Origin of the sequence: Acidovorax sp. SUPP950, assembly GCF_030158935.1 — a bacterium.
Classification (GTDB): domain Bacteria; phylum Pseudomonadota; class Gammaproteobacteria; order Burkholderiales; family Burkholderiaceae_C; genus Paracidovorax.
Genome location: NZ_BQXE01000002.1, coordinates 375948 through 399217, shown reverse-complemented (window position 1 = coordinate 399217; position 23270 = coordinate 375948). Strand labels below are relative to the sequence as shown.

The following is a 23270-nucleotide window of genomic DNA, read 5'->3' as shown; positions in this document are numbered from 1 at the left end:
AAACCCATCCATGAGCACCCTCATCCTTTCCTTGCCCCCGGGCCACCCGGGGCCGGCCACCGAGTACGGCTACACGCTGACCACCGACGGCCATACCGCCACACGACACGCGAACGCGCCCGCCGCGCTGCTGCCCGACCCGGGCCGCGCCGGCGAGGTGGTGGCCGTGGTGCCGGCCCGCGCCCTGTCGTGGCAGCGCGTCACCCTGCCGCCCGGTGCCGGCACGCAGGCGCCGCGCCTGCGCGCCGTGCTCGAAGGGCTGCTCGAAGAGCGCCTGCTGGACGATCCCGCCGCACTGCATTTCGCGCTGGAGCCGGGGGCCCGCCCCGGCGCGCCCGCCTGGGTCGCGGTGTGCGACCGGGCCTGGCTGCGCGCCGCGCTGCAGGCCCTGGAGGCGGCCGGCCGCCCGGTGCAGCGGGTGGTGCCCGAGTTCGCGCCCGGCCCCACCGCCAGCGGAGCGCCCGACCACTTCGCCCTGGGCACGCCCGAAGACGCCCATCTGGTGGCCACCGCGCAGGGCCCCGATCAGGCCGTGGCGGTGCTGCCGCTGTCGCCCATGGCCCTGCAGCTCACCGGCGCGATGGCCGGTGCGGATGCGGGGGGGCAGCCCCCCGCCGTGCGCGCCGAACCCGCCGTGGCCGCGCTCGCCGAGCAGATGCTGGGCCGCCCCGCCGTGCTCTACACCGCCAGCCAGCGCGCCCTGGACGCCGCCCGCAGCGACTGGGACCTGGCGCAGTTCGACCTGGCCAGCAGCGGCCGCACCCGCGCGCTGCGCAAGGCCGGCAGCACGCTCGGCACCTTCGCGCGCGCGCCGCAATGGCGCGCCGCGCGCTGGGCCCTCGGGCTGCTGGTGGCCACGCAGCTCGTGGGCCTCAATGCCTGGGCCTGGCAGGAACGCCAGGCACTGGAGGCCAAGCAGGCCGGCGTGCGCGCCGCGCTCACGCAGACCTTTCCCCAGGTGAAGGTGGTGGTCGATGCGCCCGTGCAGATGGAGCGCGAACTCGCTCAGTTGCGCCAGGCCGCCGGCAGCGTCTCGCCGCGCGACCTCGAACCCATGCTGGCCGCCGCGGGCGCCGCGCTGCCGCCGGGCCAGTTGCCCACCGCGCTCGACTACAGCGCGGGCGATCTTCGCCTGCGCGGGCTCGAGCTGCCCGCCGAGGCGCTGGCCAGCGCCAACCAGCGGCTGTCCGCCGCCGGGTATTCCTCCCGCATGCAGGACGGGCAGTGGCTGCTGCGCACCGGAGGCCAGCCATGAAGCGCCCCGCACCCGCCGCCCCCTCTTCGCCCTCCAGCGCCGTCGCGCCCCTCAAGGCGCGCTGGAAGGCCCTGGCCCCGCGCGAGCAGTCGCTGGTGCTGGCCGCCGGCGGCCTGGTCGCCGCCGCGCTGCTGTGGTGGGTGGCGGTCGCGCCCGCACTGCAGACCCTGCGCAGCGCGCCCGCCCGCCATGCCGAACTGGATGCGCAGCTGCAGCACATGCAGTCGCTGCAGGCCGAGGCCCTGCAGCTGCAGAGCGCGCCGCGTGCGCCGCTGGGCGACACCGCCCAGGTGCTGCGCAGCTCGCTCACGCAGCGCCTGGGCACCACCGCGCAGATGGCGGTGCTGGGCGACCGCGCCACCGTCACGCTCAAGGGGGCGCCTGCCGATGCGCTGGCCCTGTGGCTTTCGCAGGCGCGCAGCAATGCCCGCACCGTGCCCATCGAGGCGCGCCTGGCGCGCAGCAGCACGGCCGTGGTCGGCCCCACGCCGGCCGGCAAGCCGCCCGCGGCCCTGTCCAACCAGCCTGCGGCGCCCGACATGCCGCGCTGGGACGGCACCCTGGTGCTGGCCCTGCCGCCGGGCTGATCCGCTGGTCCTTGCCATCCCTCCTCTTGCCCACCCCTTCCCCGAGCCCCCTTCTTGAACGCCACCGTGTCCCGCAGCACCGCCCCCCGCCCTCCGTTCGCCGGCTCCGCCGTGCCGCGCTCGCCGCGCGGCTGGGCGCTGGCCGGCGTGCTGCTGGGCGCATTGCCGGCGCTGCTGGTCTTCGCTCCCGCGCGGTGGCTGGCCAGCGCCGTGGAGCAGGCCAGCGGCGGGCAGGTGCGGCTGGCGCAGGCGCGCGGCACGGTGTGGACCGGCTCGGCCCAGATGGTGCTCACCGGCGGCCGCGGCAGCCAGGACCAGGCCGCCCTGCCCGGGCGCCTGCAGTGGCGCCTGCGCCCGGCGTGGGACGGCGCCCGCGCCGAACTGCGGGCCGATTGCTGCACGCCCCAGCCGGTGCAGCTGCGGCTGCGCCCGCACTGGGGCGGTGCCCGCGTGACCGTGGCCGACGGCCGCAGCCAGTGGCCGGCCGCCGTGCTGGCCGGCCTGGGCACGCCCTGGAACACGCTGCAGCCGCAGGGCCAGCTGGCCCTGGGCACGCAGAGCCTTTCGTTCGACTGGTCCGCCGGCCGCCTCGTGGTGGACGGGCAGGCGCAGGTCGATGCGCTGGACATGTCCTCGCGCCTGTCCACGCTGCGCCCCATGGGAAGCTACCGGCTGGTGTTGCAGGGCGGGCAGGCGCCCACCCTGGCGCTGTCCACCCTCGACGGCGCGCTGCGCCTGTCCGGCAGCGGCCAGTGGGTGGGCCAGCGCCTGCGCTTCACCGGCGAGGCCACCGCGGCGCCCGAGCGCGAGGGTGCGCTGGCCAATCTCCTCAATATCATCGGGCGGCGCACCGGCGCGCGCTCCATCATCACCGTGGGTTGACCCTATGACTTCCTTGACTTCGCAACGCCTGCGGTTCGCACTCCACGCTTTGGCCGCAGGGGCCTTGCTGGCCTGCGCGGGCGGCACGCTCCAGGCCCAGACGGCCGTGGGCACCGGCACCAGCAGCGTGCGCGCCGGCGAGCCGGTCACGCTGAACTTCGCCAACGCCGAGATCGAGGCCGTGGCACGCACCATGGCCACCATCACCGGCCGCAACGTGGTGGTGGACCCGCGCGTGAAGGGCCAGCTCACCCTGGTGACCGAACGCGCGGTGACACCCGCGGCCGCCTTCCAGCAGTTCCTGGCCGCGCTGCGGCTGCAGGGCTTCACGGTGGTGGAGGCCGCGGGCCTGTACAAGGTCGTGCCCGAGGCGGATGCCAAGCTGCAGGCCGGCAGCGTGAACGTGTCGGAAAGCGGCCTCGGCGGCACGCGCGGCGGCGGGCAGATCGTCACGCAGATCTTCAAGCTCAACTTCGAGAACGCGGCCAACCTGGTGCCGGTGCTGCGCCCGCTCATCAGCCCCAACAACACGATCAACGTGAACCCCGGCAACAACTCGCTGGTGATCACCGACTACGCCGACAACCTGCAGCGCCTGGCGCGCATCGTGGCGGCCATGGATGTCTCCAACGCCAGCGACGTGGAAGTGATCCCGCTGCAGAACGCGCTGGCCACCGAACTGGCGCCGCTGGTGTCGCGCCTGCTGGAGGGCAGCGGCACGGCCGCCGGGGCCGTTCCGGCCGTGGCCCAGGGGCAGTCGGACACGTCGTTCCGCACCACGCTGCTGGCCGAGCCGCGCAGCAACTCGCTCATCCTGCGCGCGGCCAACCCGGCGCGCCTGGCGCTCGTGCGGTCGCTGGTGCAAAAGCTCGACCAGCCCGCCACGCCCGGCAGCAGCGCCGCGGGCGGCAACATCCATGTGGTGTACCTCAAGAATGCCGACGCCACCAAGCTTGCGGCCACGCTGCGCGCGGCGCTGTCGGCGGCCACGGGCAGCGGGTCTTCGGGCTCGGGCACCACCTCCAGCGCGCCCACCGGCTCGGGCCTGGGCTCGACCGGGCTGACGGGCGGCATGTCGCAGACCGGGGGCAGCAGCTCCATGAACAACAACTCCACGTTCGGCGGGAGCAGCAGCAGCGGCGGGCTGGGCAGCAACGCCAGCAGCGTGGGCAACTCGTCCAACAGCAACCAGCCTTCCACCGGCGGGCAGATCCAGGCCGACCCGACGACCAACTCGCTCATCATCTCGGCGCCCGAGCCACAGTACCGGCAACTGCGCGCGGTGATCGACCAGCTGGACGGCCGGCGTGCCCAGGTGCTGGTGGAAAGCCTGATCGTCGAAGTCGCCGCCAACAAGGTGGCCGAGTTCGGCATCCAGTGGCAGAGCGTGGTGGGCAACACGGGCAGCGGCACGGTGGGCGTGATCGGCACCAACTCCACCCAGGGCGGCGGCTCCAACATCATCAACCTCGCCCTGGCGGCGGCCAGCGGCAACTCGACCAGCATCGCCTCGGCGCTCACCTCCAGCGGCAGCAGCCTGGGCAACGGCCTGAACGTGGCCGTCGCGCCGCGCATCAACGGCAACTACTACCTGGGCGCGCTGGCCAACTTCCTGGAGAACACGGGCGATGCCAACGTGCTCTCCACCCCGAACCTGATGACGCTGGACAACGAAGAGGCCCAGATCATCATCGGCAACAACGTGCCGTTCGTGACCGGCTCCTACGCCAACAGCACCGGCAGCAGCACCGTCAACCCGTTCACCACCGTCGAGCGCAAGGACGTGGGCCTGATGCTGCGCGTGCGCCCGCAGATCAACGAGAACGGCCAGGTCAAGCTCACGCTGTACCAGGAAGTCTCGCAGGTGGATTCGGCCACGCTCACCTCCGCCAACGGCCCCACGACCAGCAAGCGGTCGATCGAATCCACCGTGCTGGTGAACGACGGCAGCGTGATCGTGCTGGGCGGCCTGCTGGAAGACCGATACGCGCTCGGCCAGGACAAGGTGCCGTTGATGGGCGACCTGCCCCTGGTGGGCGGCCTGTTCCGCAACGAGAACCGCTCGCGCAGGAAGACCAACCTGATGGTGTTCCTGCGCCCGCTCGTGATCCGCGACGCGGCCACCAGCGACGCGGTGATGACCGACCGCTACGAAGCCATCCGCGCGCTGCAGCAGACCACGCAGCCCGCGCCCAGCACCGTGATGCGCAGCGTCTCGGACGCCCCCGTGCTGCCGGCCCTGCCCGCCGCCCCGGTGGTGCCGCAGGCGCCGACCCGCACCGCGCCGCTCGCACCGCTCCTGCCCGAGCAGCGCGCCATCCCGCGGCCGGTGCCCACGCCGTCCGAGTACACCGCGCCCCCGGAAAAGCTCAGCCCCCAGTAAGCCCATGCGCCACCCGCTTCCCTACGCCTTCGCGCGCACCGCCCAGCTGCTGCTCGAGGACGACGGCCAGACCACCGTGCTGTGGCACGGCCCCGCGCCCGATGCCGGCGCCCTGTCGGAGGTGCTGCGCAAGTACGCCGTGCGCGAGCTCATGCCGCTGGACGCCCACGGGCTGGCGCAGCGCATCAGCGCGGCCTATTCGCAGGGCGAGTCGAGCGCGGCCACGGTGGTGAGCGAGGTCGAATCCGATGCCGACCTCTCGCGCATGATGCAGGAGCTGCCGGCGGTGGAAGACCTGCTGGAATCGGCCGGCGACGCGCCCATCATCCGCATGCTGAACGCGCTGCTCACGCAGGCCGCGCGCGACGGCGCGAGCGACATCCACATCGAGCCCTACGAGCGCCACTCCAGCGTGCGCTTTCGCGTGGACGGCACCCTGCGCGAGGTGGTGCAGCCCAACCGCGCGCTGCACGCCGCGCTGATCTCGCGCCTGAAGATCATGGCCGACCTGGACATCTCGGAAAAGCGCCTGCCGCAGGACGGCCGCATCAGCCTGCGCCTGGGCACCCGCGCCATCGACGTGCGCGTGTCCACCCTGCCCAGCGCCCATGGCGAACGCGCCGTGCTGCGCCTGTTGGACAAGAGCGAGAGCAAGCTGAGTCTGGAGGCCGTGGGCATGCAGGGCAACACCCTGCGCCGCTTCGACAGCCTGATCCACCAGCCGCACGGCATCATCCTGGTGACCGGGCCCACGGGCTCGGGCAAGACCACCACGCTGTATGCCGCGCTCGGCCGCCTGGACGCGGCCAGCAGCAACATCATGACGGTGGAAGACCCCATCGAGTACGAGCTGCCGGGCGTGGGCCAGACGCAGGTGAACGCCAAGATCGACCTCACCTTCGCCAAGGCCCTGCGCGCCATCCTGCGCCAGGACCCGGACGTGATCATGATCGGCGAAATCCGCGATTTCGAGACCGCGCAGATCGCCATCCAGGCCTCCCTCACCGGCCACCTGGTGCTGGCCACGCTGCACACCAACGACGCCGCCAGCGCCGTCACGCGGCTGACCGACATGGGCGTGGAGCCCTTCCTGCTGTCCAGCTCGCTGCTCGGCGTGCTGGCCCAGCGCCTGGTGCGCAAGCTCGATCCGTCCGACCCCAGCGGCTACCGCGGCCGCACGGGCGTGTTCGAGATGCTGGTGGTGGACGACACGCTGCGCGCGCAGATCCACAACCAGTCTTCCGAGGCCGACCTGCGCGCCACGGCCCTGGCCGGCGGCATGACGCTGATGCGCGACGACGGCGAGCGCCTGGTGCGCGCCGGCATCACCAGCCCCGAGGAAGTGCTGCGCGTCACGCGGGACTGAGCGGGCAGGCACGCCAGAGAGCGGCCACGGCGCGAAGCATCGATCGCTATTATTTTAATAGCACGATGCCCTAGTACTGATTGTTCTGGAGGCCTATTCGGCCCCAATCGCCATCGGCGGCCAGGGCAGGCCGGAGTCTGAAGGTGGCGGTGCCTGTCGCCGAGCCGCTCCGCTTCAGCGCCCCAGCCCGCGCTTGAGCTCCTTGAGCAGCAGCACCACCTGCTTGGACGCGTGCTGGCAACCCTTGAACGCCTGCTGCGCCAGTGCCATGTCGCCCGCCTCGGCGTGCCGCACCAGGTCCGCCGCCTGCTGGTGGAAATGGCGGTGGCGCCGCGCCATCATGTCGAAGGCCGGAAAGTGGCCCAGCGCGATGCGCCCGTCCCCCTGCAGCCACTGGCCCAGTTCCGAGCAGCCGTCGTCCTGGATCACCTCGGGCCGCAGCCGCTCGTCGCGCGCGCCCTGCAGCACCTGCTCCAGCCAAGGCAGCCAGCGCTCGTGGCTGGCGATGGCGGCGTCGATGTCGATCTCGGCCAGCAGCTTGGCGGCCTCCTCGCCCATCACCACCAGTTCGCTGGCGTTGCTGTCGGGCAGCGAGGTCCAGTCGTCTTCCACGGCCTTGCCATCCGCCCGCGGCGTGAACAAACGGCTGAAAAATCCCATGGCTTCCTGGTCCTGGTGCGTGCCCCGCTCGGCCACGCCGCGGACTGCGGCGATGCAGGGGACAGGGACGGCGGCGCCGTCATAGCCTGGGATTATCGACGCTGGCTCAGCCATCGCCAAACTTGGCATTCGCGGCGCCCCGCATGGCACGCCTAGCACCGAACCGATGGCCGCGGGCGAGCACAGGTTTGGCCGGCGCCCCACAATCGTCCGCATGACCTCTACGCAACGCCCCACGCAACGATTCCCCGCTCTCTCCATGCTCGATCTGGTGGCCGTTCGCGAAGGCGGCACGGTGGCCGAGGCCCTGCAGATCGCCGTGCGCACCGCCCAGCATGCCGAATCGCTGGGCTTTTCGCGCTACTGGCTGGCCGAACACCACAACATGCCCGGCATCGCCAGCTCGGCCACGGCCGTGCTGGTCGGCCACATCGCCGGCGCCACGCAGCGCATCCGCGTCGGCTCGGGCGGCATCATGCTGCCCAACCATGCGCCGCTGGTGGTGGCCGAGGCCTTCGGCACGCTGGCCGAGCTGTACCCCGGCCGCATCGACCTGGGCCTGGGCCGCGCGCCCGGCACCGACGGCCCCACCATGCGCGCCCTGCGCCGCGACCGCGTGGAGACCGAGCAGGACTTTCCGCGCGACGTGGCCGAGCTGCAGCGCCTGCTGGGCCCCGTGCAGGCCGGCCAGCGCCTCGTGGCCATGCCCGGTGCCGGTACCGAGGTGCCCATCTGGCTGCTGGGCTCCAGCCTGTTCTCGGCCCAGCTCGCGGCAGAACGCGGCCTGCCCTACGCCTTCGCCTCGCACTTCGCGCCGCGCATGCTGCACCAGGCGATCGATCTGTACCGGCGCCTGTTCCGCCCCTCGCCCACCCTGGCCTCGCCCTACGTGGTGGTCGGCGTGCCGGTGATCGCCGCCCCGACCGACGCCGAGGCCGAATACCTCGCCAGCAGCACCTACCAGCGGGTGCTGGGCATCCTGACGGGCAACCGCCTGCAGCTGCAGCCGCCGGTGGAGGACTTCGCGGCGCGGTTGTCGCCCCAGGAGCGCGCCGCCATCGGCGACTTCCTGGCTGCGGGCGTGATCGGCGGGCCGGACACGGTGCGCGCCGGCCTGCGCGAACTGGCCGAGGAAACCCGCGCCGACGAGTTCATGCTGGTGAGCGACGTGTACGACCCGGCGCTGCGCCTGCGGTCGCTGGACATCGTGGCCGCCGCCAACCGGGCGGAGTGAGCGGCCGGCCTGGCGCCGCGCGCGACGGACGGCGCCGGGGCGGCAGGGGCATGCCGGCCCGCCATCGCCGCGCGACACCGGCCTGCCACCGGCAGCGGCTACCATCACGCACCGCCCCGTTGCCCATTCCCCTCGCCGATCCCGACTGAACCGCATGCCCGCCTTTTCCTTTGAAGCCCTCGACGCGCAGGGCCAGACCCGCAAAGGCACCATCGAAGCCGACACCGCCAAGGCCGCCCGCAGCCTGCTGCGCGCCCAGGCGCTCGTGCCCATGGCCGTGGAGGCGCTCGCGGCGGGCCAGGGCCCCACCGGCGGGGGCGCGGCCACCTTCAGCCAGCGGCTCTTCACGCGGCCGGTGTTCGGCGCCACGGCGCTCTCCATCTGGACCCGCCAGCTCGCCGGGCTCGTCGCCTCGGGCCTGCCGCTGGAACGGGCCCTCACCGCCCTGGCCGACGAGGCCGACGACGAGCGCCAGCGCCACCTCGTGGCCACCCTGCGCGCCGAGGTGAACGCCGGCTCCACCTTCGCCCGCGCCCTGGGCGCCCACCCGCGCGAGTTCTCGGCCATCTACTGCGCCGTGATCGGCGCCGGCGAGCACAGCGGCAACCTCGGCCTGGTGCTGGAGCGCCTGGCGGACGATCTGGAGGACCGGCAGGCGCTCAAGGCCAAGCTGATCGGCGCGGCGCTCTACCCCGCCATCGTCACCCTGGTGGCCATCGTCATCGTGCTGTTCCTGGTGGGCTATGTCGTGCCCCAGGTGGCGGCCGTGTTCGCCGGCACCAAGCGCGCCCTGCCCTTTCTGACCGTGGCCATGCTCGCCATCAGCGACGCGGTGCGCCACTACGGCTGGGCAGCGCTGATCGCTATTATTTTCATAGCATTCGGGGCAAGGTATGCCCTGGCGCAGCCGCGTTTTCGCGAAAAATTCGATGCCGTGTGGCTGACCCTGCCGCTGGTGGGCAAGCTGGCGCGCGGCTACAACGCGGCGCGCTTCGCCGGCACGCTGGCCATGCTGGCGGGCGCCGGCGTGCCCATCCTGCGGGCGCTGCAGGCCGCCGCCGAAACGCTGAACAACCGCGCCATGCGCGCCGACGCGCTCGACGCGCTGGTGCTGGTGCGCGAGGGCGCACCGCTGGCGTCGGCCATGGCGCAGAAAAAACGCTTTCCCGGCCTGGTCGCCATGTTCGCGCGCCTGGGCGAGCAGACCGGCCAGTTGCCCGTGATGCTGCAGCGCGCGGCCATGCAGCTGTCCACCGAGGTGCAGCGCCGGGCGCTGCAGCTGGCCACCATCCTGGAGCCCCTGCTCATCGTCGCCATGGGGCTCATCGTCATGCTGATCGTGCTGGCCGTGCTCATGCCCATCATCCAGCTCAACCAGTTCGTCAAATAATGACCGGCCTGCCTTCCCTCCGCCGCCGGAGCCCTCCATGGCCATGACCCTGGACGACAAGCTCGTCGTCGCCATCTCCTCGCGCGCGCTGTTCGATTTCGAGGAGGAAAACCGCCTGTTCGATCCGCTGCAGCCGCAGACCTACATGCAGCTGCAGCTCGACCGGCTGGACACGCCCGCGCGCCCCGGCGTGGCGTTCTCGCTGGTCAAGAAGCTGCTGGCCTTCAACGAGCCCGGCCACCAGCGCGTGGAGGTGGTGGTGCTGTCGCGCAACGACCCGGTGAGCGGCATGCGCATCTTCCGTTCGGCCAGCGCCGCGCACGTGCCGCTGGAGCGCGGCGTGTTCACGCAGGGGCGCGACCCGTTCCGCTACCTGCGGCCGCTGGGCGCGCACCTGTTCCTGTCCGCCAACGAGGCCGACGTGCGCCAGGCCCTGCAACTGGGCTACCCGGCCGCGCGCGTGCTGACCGAATCGGTGCAGGCCAGCCACGCCAATCCGCACGAGGTGCGCATCGCCTTCGACGGCGACGCCGTGCTGTTCTCCGACGAGGCCGAGCGCGTGTACCAGGCGCAGGGGCTGGCCGCCTTTCAGCGCCACGAGACCGACAAGGCCGCGCAGCCGCTGCCCGACGGCCCCTTCAAGCCGCTGCTGGCCGCGCTGCACCGGCTTCAGCAGGCGGCGGGCAGTTCGTCGGGCATGCGCCTGCGCACGGCCCTGGTCACCGCCCGCAGCGCGCCAGCGCACGAACGCGCCATCCAGACGCTCATGAACTGGAACATCGCCGTGGACGAGGCCATGTTCCTGGGTGGGCTGGACAAGGGCGGGTTCCTGCGCGAGTTCGAGCCTGATTTCTTCTTCGACGACCAGACCGGCCACGTCACCTCGGCGGCGCGGCACGTGCCCTCGGGCCACGTGAACAGCGGCATCTCCAACCCCGGTTGAAGGCGGTGGGCCCAGCCACCCCGCCATCAAAAGGCAAAGAAGCGCAAACCTTTGCAACCGCCGGTGAAACCCTGCCGCCCCCGATTGCAAAAACCCGCCGGCCCCACCATCTGTGACACCATGCCCCGAATGAATACCCCTGCCGCTCCCCTGCCGTCCCGTGTCCATGCCGCCCGCGCCGCCGCGGCGCCGGTCCAGCCCGGTGCGGCCGCCCTGCGTGCCATCGCACTGTTTTCCCTGCTCGCCATCGGCCTGGCCTTCAGCGCCGTCGCCGCGACGCCCCCGGCCACCGCGCCCCAGGCCAAGGCGAGCGAGCCCCTGAGCAAGGGCGAAATCAAGGCGCAAAAGGAATTCAAGATGCTGGACTTCAATGGCGACGGCAAGCTGAGCCGCTCGGAAGTGGCGCTGTTCCCACGCCTGGCCAACGCGTTCGACGACGCCGACACCAACCACGACGGTTTCGTGTCGTACGAGGAAGTGCGGGCGTTCGCGGCCAAGTACCGGGCCGAACGCGACCGCGCCCGGGCCGAGGAAGCGAAAACCCCGGCCAGCGCGGCCAAGCCCTAGCCGCTGCTCGCTACCGCCACCGCCACCGGACTCGTCGTTTTATAGCCAAAACGGCCTCCAGCACAATCAGTACTAGGGCATTCTGCTATTGATTTAAGAGCAAATCGCCTTACAGCCCGCCCGTTCGCTTGACCTTGGGGTCGGCATAGGTGAGGGGCTCGTCCTTGGCCTCCTGGGCCAGGCGCTCCTGCAGCGGGGTCTTGTTGAGCTCCTGCGCCATCTCGACGGCGCTGCCGCTGGCGCGCCACATCGACTGGATGAACTCGAGCAGCTGCTTGTAGATGGGCTCCGGCGGCGGCTCCTGTTTCTCTTCGACCGTGTCCTTCTTCTTGACCTCGGTCCAGTCGCGGTTGCGCGTGTCCGGGTCGGAGGGCTTGTCCGGCTCTCGCACGATGGCGCCCTCGCCCAGCCGGTCCATCGACTCGACGGGGTTGGCCGCATGGATGGGCCGGACAGGAACCGCGCCGGAGGCCCCCGTGGAATACAAATCGGCGCCCTGGGGACGCCAGCTCGGCGATCGGTCAACAGGTGGCATTTGCATGGCGGGGTCCGTTCGTGAAAGTGGAGCGGCAAGGGGAATTCATCCCTCGTCGTATTTCATAACGGCAAAAAGAAAGGGAAATTAAGGCCTTTTTAACGGATCAAGGCAAAAATCAGGGTTTACCCCTATCCCTTGGCCACGCCTGTGCCCCGCCACGCCGCAAGGCAGGGCGGTAGCAACCGCCGCCGGCTCATGCCCGGCGCGGCCGGGGTGCTATAGAAAACGCTCCAGCAGCCGGCGCGAGGATTTGTCCAGCGCCGCCACATCGGGCACGCGGAACTGCACGCCGTCGGCCGAGGCGATCAGCAAGGTGGTGCGCCCGCCCAGCCGGCGGATGTCCTCCTCGGCCTTGAGCACCAGCTGCGCGGGGCCGCGGTCCGTCTCCACCACCCAGGTGCTGGGGGTGGAAAACCCCGAGACGCTGACCAGCCTCTGCAGGATCGGCACGAATTCGCGGGCGTGAAGGTCTTCCTCGACCAGCGCCCGGGCGGCAGCAGGCAGGTGGTCCAGGTGCTCGATCCACTGCAGCTCATGGCCGTCCGCACCGACCAGGGAGATGCCCTCGGCCGGCGCGGCGATGGGAAAGGCCCGCACCGGCACCACTTCGGCGTGCTCGGCGCCGCCGGGCTGGGTGAGCACCAGGCGGCCGTGAGCGTTGCGCTGCAGGCGGATGCCGGCCACGGCCGAAGCGTTGGCAGGGACGGCGGCCGCGGTGGACGCGGCTGCGGACAAAGGAGAAGGCGAAGCAGTCATGGGCGTGCGCTCTCTTTCAAGGATCAGGAGTTGCCCGCGGGATGGGCGGGGTGCAGCAACGCGCTGTCGATGACGAGGCCCGACGCCTCGGCGTCCTCCTCGGCCCGGCGGGCCTGGGCTTCGTAGAGGCGCCAGTAGGCGCCCTGCTTTTCCATCAGGGCGTCGTGCGGGCCGACCTCGACCACCTCGCCCCGGTCCATGACCACCAGGCGGTCGGCCTTGCGCAGCGTGGACAGGCGGTGGGCGATGGCGATGGTGGTGCGACCCTGCACCAGGTTATCGAGCGCCTTCTGGATTTCCTTCTCGGTCTCGGTGTCCACGGCGGAGGTGGCCTCGTCCAGGATCAGGATGCGCGGGTCGATCAGCAGCGCGCGGGCGATGCTGATGCGCTGGCGCTCCCCGCCCGACAGGCCCTGGCCGCGCTCGCCCACCAGCGAGTCGTAGCCCTGGGGCAGGCGCAGGATGAATTCGTGTGCGTGGGCGGCGCGCGCGGCCGCCACGATCTCGGCGCGCGTGGCCTCGGGCTTGCCGTAGGCGATGTTCTCGGCGATGGTGCCGAAGAACAGGAACGGCTCCTGCAGCACCAGCCCGATGTGCCGGCGGTAGTCGGCCACGCGCAGCCGGCGCACATCCACGCCGTCGACCTGGATCGAGCCCTCGGTCACGTCGTAGAAGCGGCTGATCAGGTTGACCAGCGTGCTCTTGCCCGAACCGCTGTGGCCCACCAGGCCGATCATCTCGCCCGGCCGGATATCCAGGTTCAGCCCCTTGATGACCGAGCGGCTGCCGTAGCGAAAGCCCACGTTGCGCATCGCGATGGCGCCCTCGACGCGCTCCATGGTCACCGGCTGCACCGGATCGGGCACGTTGCTCACGTGGTCCAGGATGTCGAAGATGCGCTTGGCGCCGGCCGCGGCCTTCTGCGTGACCGAAACGATGCGGCTCATGGAGTCGAGCCGGGTATAGAAGCGCCCGATGTAGGCGATGAACGCTGCCAGCACCCCGACGGTGATCTGGTTGTGCGCCACCAGCCAGATGCCGAAGCCCCAGACGATGAGCAGGCCGATCTCGGTCATCAGCGAAACCGTGGGCGTGAACAGCGACCAGGTCTTGTTGAGCCGGTCGTTCACCTCCAGGTTGTGCTGGTTGGCATCGCGAAAGCGCTGCGCCTCGCGCTTTTCCTGGGCGAAGGCCTTCACCACGCGGATGCCGGGAATGGTGTCGGCCAGCACGTTGGTAACCTCGGACCACACGCGGTCGATCTTCTCGAAGCCGGTGCGCAGGCGGTCGCGCACGTTGTGGATCAGCCAGGCGATGAAGGGCAGCGGCACCAGCGTGACCAGCGCCAGCCAGGGGTTGATGGAAAACAGGATGGCCGCCGTCATCAGGATCATGAGCACATCGGTCATGAAGTCGAGGGCGTGCAGCGACAGGAAGACGTTGATGCGGTCCGTCTCCGAGCCGATGCGCGCCATCAGGTCGCCGGTGCGCTTGCCGCCGAAATAGTCGAGCGACAGGCGCAGCAGGTGCTCGTAGGTGGTGGTGCGCAGGTCCGCGCCGATGCGCTCGGACACCAGCGCCAGGATGTAGGTGCGCGCCCAGCCCAGCCCCCAGGCCAGCAGCGCCGACAGCAGCAGGCCGCCCAGGTACAGCCCCACGAGGTGCACCGGAATCTGCTGGCCGTTCTGGTAGGGGATGAGGATGTCATCCATCAGGGGAATCGTGAGGTACGGCGGCACCAGGGTGGCCGCAGTGGAGGCGAGCGTGAGCCCGAAGCCCGTCGCCAGTTGCTTGCGGTACGGCCGGGCGAAGCGCCACAGGCGCAGCAGCACCCAGGTGGAGGTCTGCGGGGCCGGCGCGCGGGCGCAGGCGGGGCATTCTTCGGTGTCGGGCGGCAGCGCCGTGTGGCAGACCTCGCAGCGGGCCTCGTCCGCGGGCTCGGACTCGACCGTGGCATCGTGCGGCATGCCCAGCGCGGCCAGGCGCTGGTCGAACTTCTGCAGCATGCGCAGGGCCTGGGGATGCGCGCCGAGGGTGAAGCGCCACAGCGCCAGGCGGCGCTCGGTGTCGTGCAGTTCCAGGGCGCCCACACCACCGTGGTCGGACAGGCGCAAGGCCATGCCGGCGGCCAGCGGCCATTCCTGCACGGCACCGCCATCGGTGCGCGACAGCAGGCGTTGGGAGGTCAGCACCAGCAGGCCGGGCGCGAAGCGCAGGGCCGGGCTCAGGTCAACCTGCAGCGCGGCCAGCACGTTTTCGTGGGGGGCGAGCCTGGCTCGCCATTCGGCCCCGTCAGGGCCATTCAAGACACTCGAGGCGTCCACAGGATGTTGATGTTGCATTTTGGTTGGTTTTTCCGCCCTGGACGGCCCGAGAAGCCAGCCCGTGCTCTGGTCCCCATTCTCCCCGATGCTCCACAGGCCGCTTTGGCATCTGCATGTAACGCCTTCCCCACGGGCCACGCTGACATCCTTTAGGCCACCCCCGAGTGGGCGCACAATTGACCGACACTCCTTCCGCAAATCGGTCCGCTTCGGGCCGCAGTTTCCTTTACGCTGCACTCCATGGCGACATTCAATGACATCCAACTGCTGCGCATCAACTACCTGCGCGGTCCCAACATCTGGACTTACCGTCCAGTGCTCGAAGTCTGGCTGGATCTCGGCGCGCTCGAAGACTACCCGTCCAACGCCCTGCCGGGATTCAACGAGCGCCTGACCACCTGGCTGCCGGCGCTCATCGAGCACCACTGCGGCGTGGGCGAGCGCGGCGGCTTCCTGCAGCGGCTGGAGGGCGGCACCTGGTGCGGCCACGTGCTGGAGCACATCGTGATCGAGCTGCTCAACCTGTCGGGCATGCCCACGGGCTTCGGGCAGACGCGCAGCACCTCGCAGCGCGGCGTGTACCGCATGGTGTTCCGGGCGCGCGACGAGCGCGTGGCGCGCGTGGCGCTCGAGCAGGGCCACCAGCTCATCATGGCGGCCATCAATGACACGCCGTTCGACGTGCAGGCCGCCGTGGCGCGGGTGCGCACCGAGGTGGACGACCAGTACCTCGGCCCCAGCACCGCGTGCATCGTCACCGCCGCGACCGATCGCGGCATTCCGCACATCCGGCTGAACGACGGCAATCTGGTGCAGCTGGGCTACGGCGCCTCGCAGCGCCGCATCTGGACGGCCGAGAGCGAGTTCACCAGCGCCATCGCCGAAGGCATCGCCAGCGACAAGGACCTGACCAAGAGCCTGCTCAAATCGTGCGGCGTGCCCGTGCCCGAGGGCCAGGTCGTCAACAGCCCCGAAGAGGCCTGGCAAGCCGCGCAGGACATCGGCCTGCCGGTGGTCGTCAAGCCCTCGGACGGCAACCATGGCCGTGGCGTGACGCTGGACCTGCGCAAGCAGGCCGACATCGAGGCGGCCTACCACGTGGCTTACCCCGAGGGCAGCGACGTGATGGTCGAGCGCTTCATCCCCGGCGACGAGCACCGGGTGCTCGTGGTGGGCGGCAAGGTCGTGGCCGCCGCGCGCGGCGAGGTGGTGAGCATCACCGGCAACGGCCGATCCACCGTGCAGGAGCTGATCGACACGCAGCTCAACTCCGACCCGCGCCGCGGCTACGAAGAGGAATACCCGCTCGAGCTGATCCAGGTGGACACCAACGTGGCCGTGCAGCTCGAACTCAAGCGCCAGGACCTCAGCGCCACGGCCGTGCCCGAGGCCGGCCGCGAAGTCGTGGTGCAGCGCAACGGCAACGTGGCCGTCGACTGCACCGACGAAGTGCACCCCGAGGTGGCCTACATCGCCGCACTGGCGGCCAAGGTGGTGGGCCTGGACATCGCCGGCATCGACCTCGTGGCGCGCGACATCGGCCGCCCGCTGCAGGAGCAGAGCGGCGCGATCGTCGAGGTGAACGCCGGCCCCGGCCTGCTCATGCACCTGAAGCCCGCCATCGGCGCGCCGCGCCCGGTGGGCCAGGCGATTGCCGAGCACCTGTTCCCGGCCGAGGAAAACGCCGACGGCACGATCGGCCGCATTCCGCTGGTCGGCGTGGCCGGCACGCGCGGCACCAGCACCATCGCCCGCGTGGTGGGCTGGCTCATGCACCTGGGCGGGCGCCACACGGGCCTGGCCTGCCGCGAGGGCCTGTTCCTGGACCGCCGCTGCGTGGACACCACCGACAGCGCCCACTGGGAAGCCGCGCACCGCCTGCTGATGAACCAGATGGTGCAGGCCGCCGTGATCGAGAACGACGCCCGCACCATCCTGCGCGACGGCCTGGCCTACGACCGCTGCCAGGTGGGCGTGGTGACCGACATGGACGGCAAGGACGGGCTGGCCGAGTTCGACGTGTTCGAGCAGGACCAGATGTTCAAGGTGCTGCGCACGCAGATCGACGTGGTGCTGCCCGGCGGTGCCGCCGTGCTGAACGCCGCCGAGCCCCAGGTGCTGGAGCTGGCCCCGCTGTCGGACGGCGCCGTGGTGCTGTACGCCCAGGACGGCACGCTGCCCGCGATCGCGGAGCACCGCGCGCAGGACAACGGCCGCGCCGTCTTCGTGAAGGCAGGCCGGGTGGTGCTGGCCACCGGCTCGGCCGAGCATGTGCTCGGCGCGCTGGCCGACCTGACGTTCGGCCGCAATGCCGTGCAGACCGAGCCCGACACCCTGCTGGCCATCGTGGCAACGGCCTGGGCGCTGGACATCGCGCCGGACCTGATCGGCGCGGGCATCAAGACGTTCGAGCCCGAGCTGCCCTGCGCCGCACCGGCCCGCTAGACCCCTTTCAACGACCGCATGGACTCGAGCCGGCGCCCGCGCCGGCAACCCCAAGAAAGAGACGCTTTTCCATGGACGTATCCCGCACCCGGGCCCTGCGCGGCCCCAACCTCTGGAGCCGCCACACCGCCATCGAGGCCGTGGTGACCTGTGCCGAATCCGAACTCGCCATGCGCCAGATCGATGGCTTCGAATCCCGGCTGCGCGCGCTGTTTCCCGCCGTGGGCGTGCTGCACCCCGAGGGCAGCGATGCCGATGTCTCCCTGGCCCATGTCCTGGGCGGTGCGGCCCTGGCGCTGCAGGCGCAGGCCGGCTGCCCCGTCAGCTTCAGCCGCATCTCGGCCACCGTGGACCGCGGCGTGTACCAGGTCGTCGTCGAGTACAGCGAAGAGGCCGTGGGCCGGCAGGCCTTCGAGGATGCCCAGGCGCTGATCCAGGCCGCGCTGCAAGGCGGCCACTTCGACGCCGAGGCCGCCGTCGCCCGCCTGCGCGAGCTGGACGAGGACGAACGGCTGGGCCCCAGCACCGGCTCCATCGTCGAGGCCGCCGCGGCACGCGGCATTCCGTGGCGCCGGCTGACATCGGGCAGCCTGGTGCAGTTCGGCTGGGGCTCCAAGCAGCGCCGCATCCAGGCCGCCGAGGTCGATTCGACCAGCGCCGTGGCCGAATCCATCGCGCAGGACAAGGACCTCACCAAGCGCCTGCTGCACGCCGCCGGCGTGCCCGTGCCGCTGGGCCGCCCGGTCGAGTCGGTGGACGATGCCTGGAAGGCCGCGCAGGAAGTCGGCCTGCCCGTGGTGGTCAAGCCCCAGGACGGCAACCAGGGCAAGGGCGTGACGGTGAACATCACCGAGCGCTCGCAGCTCGATGAGGCCTTCCGCGCCGCCGCCGAATACGGCACGGTGATGGTCGAGCGCTTCCTGCCGGGCCATGATTTCCGCCTCCTGGTGGTGGGCGACCAGCTGGTGGCCGCCGCGCGCCGAGAGCCGCCGCAAGTACTGGGCGACGGCGAGCGCACCGTGCGCGAGCTGGTGCACCTGGTCAACCTCGATCCGCGCCGCGGCGAGGGCCACGCCACCTCGCTCACCAAGATCCGCCTGGACGACATCGCCGTGGCGCGGCTGGCCATGCAGGGCCTCACGCCCGACGCCGTGCCGGCCAAGGGCCAGCGCGTGATCCTGCGCAACAACGCCAACCTGTCCACCGGTGGCACCGCCACCGACGTGACGGACGACGTGCACCCCGAGGTGGCGGCCCGCGCCATCGCCGCGGCCCAGATGGTGGGCCTGCACATCTGCGGCGTGGACATGGTGGCCGAAAACGTGCTGCAGCCGCTGGAAGTGCAAGGCGGCGGCTTCGTCGAGGTGAACGCCGCGCCCGGCCTGCGCATGCACCTGGCGCCCAGCTACGGCAAGCCCCGCAACGTGGGCCAGGCCATGGTGGACAAGCTCTTCGCCAACGGGCAGGACGGGCGCATTCCCGTGGTGGCCGTGACCGGCACCAACGGCAAGACCACCACCGCGCGCCTGATCGCGCACCTGTTCTCGGCCCAGGGCCTGCGCGTGGGCATGACCAACACCGACGGCGTGTACGTGAACGGCCGCCAGATCGACAGCGGCGACTGCTCCGGCCCCAAGAGCGCGCGCAACGTGCTGCTGCACCCCGAGGTGGATGCGGCCGTGTTCGAGACCGCGCGCGGCGGCATCCTGCGCGAGGGCCTGGGCTTCGACCGCTGCCAGGTGGCCGTGGTGACCAACATCGGCGCCGGCGACCACCTGGGCCTGAACTACATCACCACGGTGGACGACCTGGCCGTGCTCAAGCGCGTGATCGTGCAGAACGTGGCGCCGGACGGCTACGCCGTGCTCAACGCGGCCGACCCCATCGTAGCGGCCATGGCCTCGTCCACGCCGGGCAAGGTGATCTACTTCGCCAGCGACCGCCACCACCCGGTGATGGCCACGCACCGCGCGCAGGGCCACCGGTCGGTGTACATGGACGGCGAGTCCATCGTCGCGGCCGAAGGCTCGTGGCGCGAGACCATCCACCTGCGCGACGTGCCCATCACGCGCAACGGCAAGATCGGTTTCCAGGTCGAGAACGTCATGGCATCGGTGGCCGCCGCCTGGGGCGCGGGCCTGCCATGGCAGACCATCCGCCGCGGGCTCTCGGGCTTTGTGAACGACAGCGACAACGCCCCCGGCCGCTTCAACGTGATGGATTTCAAGGGCGCCACGGTGATCGCCGACTACGGCCACAACCCGGACGCGATGCGAGCCCTGGTGGCCGCCGTCGATGCGCTGCCGGGCAACCGCCGCAGCGTGGTCATCAGCGGCGCGGGCGACCGGCGCGACGAGGACATCCGCGACCAGACGGTGATCCTGGGCGCGGCGTTCGACGACGTGATCCTCTACCAGGACGCGGCCCAGCGCGGCCGTGCCGACGGCGAGGTGATGGCGCTGCTGCGCGAGGGCCTGGCGGGCGCCTCGCGCACCAAGCACATCGAGGAGATCCGCGGCGAGTTCATCGCCATCGATTCGGCGCTGGACCGGCTGCAGCCGGGCGACCTGTGCCTCGTGCTGGTGGACCAAGTGGAAGAAGCCCTGGCGCACCTGGCCAAGCGCTGCGCGGAGGTGGCCGCATGACCGCCGCCCGCCGCCTCTCCCATGCCCTGCCCCGTGCCGCGCTGGCACTCGGGCTGGCCGCCGCCGCGCTGTGCGCCCAGGCCGAGACCATCGGCACCGTGGACACCGCGTTCAAGCTCCTGGGCCGCGACCACGACATCATCGTGGAAGCCTACGACGACCCGGCCGTGCAGGGCGTGACCTGCTACGTGTCGCGCGCCCGCACCGGCGGCATCAAGGGCTCGCTCGGGCTGGCCGAGGACAAGGCCGAGGCCTCCATCGCCTGCCGGCAGACCGGGCCCATCGCGTTCCCCAAGCCGCCGCTCAAGCAGCAGGACGAGGTGTTCAGCGAACGCATCTCCATTTTGTTCAAGCGCCTGCGCATCGTGCGGATGGTGGACCCGGCCCGCAACACGCTGGTGTACCTGACGTACTCCGACCGGCTCATCGAAGGCTCGCCGCAGAACGCGGTGACCGCCGTGCCGGTGGACCGCGCCACGCCGATTCCGCTCAAGAAGTGACCAACGGGGCACGGGCCAAGCGATTCGTGACCGAATCGCCCCCATGCCCTAGTACCCATTGCCTCCATTGCTACTATTTATATAGCAAACAGCTGATCCGGATCACTGGCCGGCGGCGATCTGGCGCAGCGCCTGCTCGAACACCTCGGGCGGCTGGCCGCCCTGGATGAGGTGGCGGTCGTTGATGATGACCGCCGGCACCGAATGGATGCCGTGCTGCTGGTAGAACGCCTCGCGTTCGCGCACCGCGTCGGCGTATTCGCCCGAGGCCAGCACGGCCTGCGCCCGGTCCGCATCCAGGCCGGCGCCGGCCGCCGCGCGCACCAGCACGCCATGGTCGCCCGGGCTCTGCCCATCGGTGAAGTAGGCCTTGAACAGTGCGTGCTTCAGGGCCGTCTGTGCAGCCTCGCCGCCCGCCTCGCCCGCCCAGTGCAGCAGGCGGTGCGCATCGAACGTGTTGTAGATGCGGCTGCGCTGCCCCATGTCGAACGTGAAGCCCAGCGCGGCGCCGCGTTCGGCGATGGCTTCGCGGTTGCGCTGCGACTGCTCGGGCGTGGCACCGTATTTTTCGGCCAGGTGCTCGGCGATGTCCTGGCCTTCCGGCGCCATCTGGGGATTGAGCTCGAACGGCTGGAAGTGCAGCTGCGCCGCCACCGTGCCGTCCAGCCGGTCCAGGGCCTGCTCCAGCGCGTGCAGGCCGATGGCGCACCAGGGGCAGGACACGTCGGAGACGAAATCGATCTTGAGGGGGACGGGGGTGGCAGGGGCCGGGGGGGTGGTCATGGCAACTCCATTGCAAAGGGTCGAACGCGTGATGCTAGGCCGCCTCCCATGACCGTGCACGCCTGTGGGCACTGCCTGTCGGCTTGCGAATGCGATCGCAAGAACCGGGGTGCGGGCCCGCCGCGCCGTGCGTAGATTCAAGGCCAGGCCCTTACCATTGAACGAGGAATCGACGCCATGGCTTCCCGCCCCCACTCCTGTCCCACCCCCCGCACCATTTCCCCGGCGGCGCAGCGCGCTGCCGCCACGCTGGCCGATCCCCGGTGGGCGGCCGTCGCGGCGCGGGACGCCCAGGCCGATGGCCGCTTCGTCTATTCGGTCCGCACCACCGGCGTGTATTGCCGGCCCTCGTGCGCCGCCCGGCCCGCCCGGCCGGAGAACGTGGACTTCCATGCCACGGCCGAGGCGGCGGCGCGCGCCGGCTTCCGGCCCTGCCGGCGCTGCCACCCGGACCGGCCCGCCGGCTTCGATCCGCATGCCGAGACAGTGGCGCGGCTGTGCCGCGTGATAGAAGCCAGCGAGCCTCCACCGTCGCTGGACGCGCTGGCGCAAGCCGCCGGGCTCAGCCCGCACCACCTGCACCGCGTGTTCAAGGCAGCCACCGGCCTCACGCCGCGCGCCTATGCCGCAGCGCACCGCGCGGGAAAGCTGCGCGAGCGCCTGCCCCACGCCGGCACGGTGACCGAGGCCCTCTATGCCGCGGGCTATGGATCGCAGGGGCGCTTTTACGAAGAGGCTGGCCGCGTGCTCGGCATGGCGCCCAGCCGCTACCGCACCGGGGGCGCGCAGGTGCGCATCCGCTTCGCGGTGGGCCAGTGCAGCCTGGGCGCGGTGCTGGCGGCGGCCAGCGAGCGGGGCCTGTGCGCCCTGCTGCTGGGCGATGACCCCGACGCGCTGGTGCGCGATCTGCAGGACCGCTTTCCGCGCGCGGAACTGCTCGGGGCCGATGCCGCGTTCGAGCAGTGGATGGCGCAGGTGATCGGCTTCGTTGATGCGCCCCGGCGCGGGCTGGCCCTGCCGCTGGACGTGCAGGGCACGGTGTTCCAGCAGCGGGTGTGGACCGCGCTGCAGGCCATCGCCCCCGGCGAGACGGCCAGCTACGCGCAGATCGCCGAGCGCATCGGCGCGCCGCGCGCGGTGCGGGCCGTGGCCCAGGCGTGCGGGGCCAATGCCCTGGCCGTGGCCATTCCGTGCCACCGGGTGGTGCGCACCGACGGCGCGCTCTCCGGCTACCGCTGGGGCGTGGAGCGCAAGCGGGCGCTGCTGGACAAGGAGGCCCAGGCATGAGCGCGCGCGACCCGTGCGCCATCGACTGGAACGCCGTGGCCCAGGCGCTGGACGGCCAGGGCTGCGCCGTGATCGACGCGCTGCTGCCCGCGGCCGACTGCCGCGCCCTCGCCGGCCTCTACGCGCAGCCCACGCGCTTTCGCAGCCGCGTGGTGATGGAGCGCCACGGCTTCGGGCGTGGCGAATACCAGTACTTCCAGTACCCGCTGCCCGAGGCCATCGCGGCGCTGCGCACCGGGCTCTATCCGCACCTCGTGCCGGTGGCCAACCGGTGGCAGGCGGCCCTGGGCCTGAAAGACCGCTTTCCGGCGGACCACGCGGCGTTCATCGCGCGGTGCCATGCGGCCGGCCAGACGCGCCCCACCCCGCTGCTGCTGCAGTACGGCCCCGGCGACTACAACTGCCTGCACCAGGATCTGTATGGCGCGCACGTGTTTCCGCTGCAGGTGGCCATGCTGCTCTCCGCGTCGGGGACCGATTTCACGGGTGGGGAGTTCGTGCTGACCGAGCAGCGCCCGCGCATGCAGTCGCGGCCCGAGGTGGTGCCGCTGCGCCAGGGCGATGCGGTGGTGTTCGCGGTGCACCACCGGCCGGTGCAGGGCACGCGCGGGCCCTACCGCGTGCAGATGCGGCACGGCGTGTCGCGGGTGCGCTCGGGACAGCGGCATACGATGGGCCTCATTTTTCATGACGCGGCCTGACGGCAAGGCCCCCGGTGGTGGCTC

The 23270-nt window shown here is 71.2% G+C and carries 19 protein-coding genes; 14 read left to right on the top strand and 5 right to left on the bottom strand.

Annotation, left to right across the window (positions count from 1 at the left end):
* Window positions 1–10: 10 nt before the first annotated feature.
* Genes gspL through AVME950_RS10935 form a run of 5 tightly spaced genes read left to right on the top strand, consistent with a single transcriptional unit; the run spans window position 11 to window position 6473 of the window.
* Window positions 11–1255, top strand: a complete 1245-nt coding sequence (gspL, locus tag AVME950_RS10955; RefSeq protein ID WP_284429851.1) for a type II secretion system protein GspL — start codon at window positions 11–13, stop codon at window positions 1253–1255.
* A complete protein-coding gene (locus AVME950_RS10950) occupies window positions 1252–1842 on the top strand; it encodes a type II secretion system protein M (RefSeq protein WP_284429850.1) in 591 nt (196 codons plus the stop codon). The genes gspL and AVME950_RS10950 overlap by 4 nt, the downstream gene beginning before the upstream one ends.
* 54 nt (window positions 1843–1896) lie before the next feature.
* On the top strand, window positions 1897–2724 hold the full coding sequence (gspN, locus tag AVME950_RS10945) for a type II secretion system protein N (protein WP_284429849.1): 828 nt from the start codon (window positions 1897–1899) through the stop codon (window positions 2722–2724).
* Window positions 2725–2728: 4 nt separating this feature from the next.
* A complete protein-coding gene (gspD, locus tag AVME950_RS10940; protein WP_284429848.1) occupies window positions 2729–5107 on the top strand; it encodes a type II secretion system secretin GspD in 2379 nt (792 codons plus the stop codon).
* Window positions 5108–5111: 4 nt separating this feature from the next.
* Entirely contained in the window at window positions 5112–6473 is a 1362-nt protein-coding gene (locus AVME950_RS10935; RefSeq protein ID WP_272567432.1) for a GspE/PulE family protein, read from the top strand.
* Between the two features lie 174 nt (window positions 6474–6647).
* On the opposite strand, the gene AVME950_RS10930 is transcribed toward AVME950_RS10935, so the two are convergent.
* A complete protein-coding gene (locus AVME950_RS10930) occupies window positions 6648–7133 on the bottom strand; it encodes a CZB domain-containing protein (protein WP_284429847.1) in 486 nt (161 codons plus the stop codon).
* 214 nt (window positions 7134–7347) lie between these two features.
* Between AVME950_RS10930 and AVME950_RS10925 the strand changes: the two genes are divergently transcribed.
* The 4 genes from AVME950_RS10925 to AVME950_RS10910 all read left to right on the top strand — a co-directional run bounded on the left by AVME950_RS10925 (window position 7348) and on the right by AVME950_RS10910 (window position 11267).
* Window positions 7348–8367, top strand: coding sequence for an LLM class flavin-dependent oxidoreductase (locus AVME950_RS10925; protein ID WP_284429846.1), 1020 nt, complete (start codon window positions 7348–7350; stop codon window positions 8365–8367).
* A gap of 154 nt (window positions 8368–8521) precedes the next feature.
* Window positions 8522–9757 carry a type II secretion system inner membrane protein GspF gene (gene gspF, locus AVME950_RS10920; RefSeq protein WP_284429845.1) on the top strand — a complete coding sequence of 412 codons (1236 nt, stop codon included), beginning with the start codon at window positions 8522–8524 and terminating at the stop codon, window positions 9755–9757.
* A gap of 37 nt (window positions 9758–9794) precedes the next feature.
* On the top strand, window positions 9795–10700 hold the full coding sequence (locus AVME950_RS10915; protein WP_272551189.1) for a 5'-nucleotidase: 906 nt from the start codon (window positions 9795–9797) through the stop codon (window positions 10698–10700).
* A 129-nt stretch (window positions 10701–10829) separates the two neighbouring features.
* Complete coding sequence (locus AVME950_RS10910) at window positions 10830–11267, top strand: EF-hand domain-containing protein (protein WP_284429844.1); 438 nt, start codon at window positions 10830–10832, stop codon at window positions 11265–11267.
* A gap of 109 nt (window positions 11268–11376) precedes the next feature.
* Here AVME950_RS10910 and AVME950_RS10905 read toward each other — a convergent pair whose 3' ends face one another.
* The 3 genes from AVME950_RS10905 to AVME950_RS10895 form a co-directional block, all read right to left on the bottom strand.
* Window positions 11377–11808, bottom strand: coding sequence for a hypothetical protein (locus AVME950_RS10905; protein ID WP_284396393.1), 432 nt, complete (start codon window positions 11806–11808; stop codon window positions 11377–11379).
* A 213-nt stretch (window positions 11809–12021) separates the two neighbouring features.
* Window positions 12022–12561, bottom strand: coding sequence for a cyanophycin metabolism-associated DUF1854 family protein (locus tag AVME950_RS10900; RefSeq protein WP_284429843.1), 540 nt, complete (start codon window positions 12559–12561; stop codon window positions 12022–12024).
* Between the two features lie 23 nt (window positions 12562–12584).
* Window positions 12585–14903: a cyanophycin metabolism-associated ABC transporter gene (locus AVME950_RS10895; protein ID WP_284429842.1), complete on the bottom strand. Its 2319-nt coding sequence runs from the start codon at window positions 14901–14903 to the stop codon at window positions 12585–12587.
* A gap of 222 nt (window positions 14904–15125) precedes the next feature.
* Here AVME950_RS10895 and AVME950_RS10890 point away from each other — a divergent pair, with 222 nt between their 5' ends.
* The 3 genes from AVME950_RS10890 (at window position 15126) to AVME950_RS10880 (ending at window position 20475) form a co-directional block, all read left to right on the top strand.
* Complete coding sequence (locus AVME950_RS10890) at window positions 15126–17330, top strand: cyanophycin synthetase (RefSeq protein WP_284429841.1); 2205 nt, start codon at window positions 15126–15128, stop codon at window positions 17328–17330.
* Between the two features lie 71 nt (window positions 17331–17401).
* Window positions 17402–19975, top strand: coding sequence for a cyanophycin synthetase (cphA, locus tag AVME950_RS10885; protein ID WP_284429840.1), 2574 nt, complete (start codon window positions 17402–17404; stop codon window positions 19973–19975).
* Window positions 19972–20475, top strand: coding sequence for a CreA family protein (locus AVME950_RS10880; RefSeq protein ID WP_284405033.1), 504 nt, complete (start codon window positions 19972–19974; stop codon window positions 20473–20475). Before cphA ends, AVME950_RS10880 begins: the two co-directional genes overlap by 4 nt.
* Before the next feature lie 102 nt (window positions 20476–20577).
* Here AVME950_RS10880 and AVME950_RS10875 read toward each other — a convergent pair whose 3' ends face one another.
* Window positions 20578–21258, bottom strand: coding sequence for a DsbA family oxidoreductase (locus AVME950_RS10875; RefSeq protein ID WP_284429839.1), 681 nt, complete (start codon window positions 21256–21258; stop codon window positions 20578–20580).
* Between the two features lie 177 nt (window positions 21259–21435).
* Here AVME950_RS10875 and ada point away from each other — a divergent pair, with 177 nt between their 5' ends.
* Both ada and AVME950_RS10865 read left to right on the top strand, forming a co-directional pair.
* On the top strand, window positions 21436–22545 hold the full coding sequence (gene ada, locus AVME950_RS10870) for a bifunctional DNA-binding transcriptional regulator/O6-methylguanine-DNA methyltransferase Ada (RefSeq protein WP_284429838.1): 1110 nt from the start codon (window positions 21436–21438) through the stop codon (window positions 22543–22545).
* The gene (locus AVME950_RS10865) at window positions 22542–23246 is read left to right on the top strand and encodes a 2OG-Fe(II) oxygenase (protein ID WP_284429837.1); all 705 of its coding nucleotides are present in this window, start codon (window positions 22542–22544) and stop codon (window positions 23244–23246) included. Before ada ends, AVME950_RS10865 begins: the two co-directional genes overlap by 4 nt.
* Window positions 23247–23270: the final 24 nt, after the last annotated feature.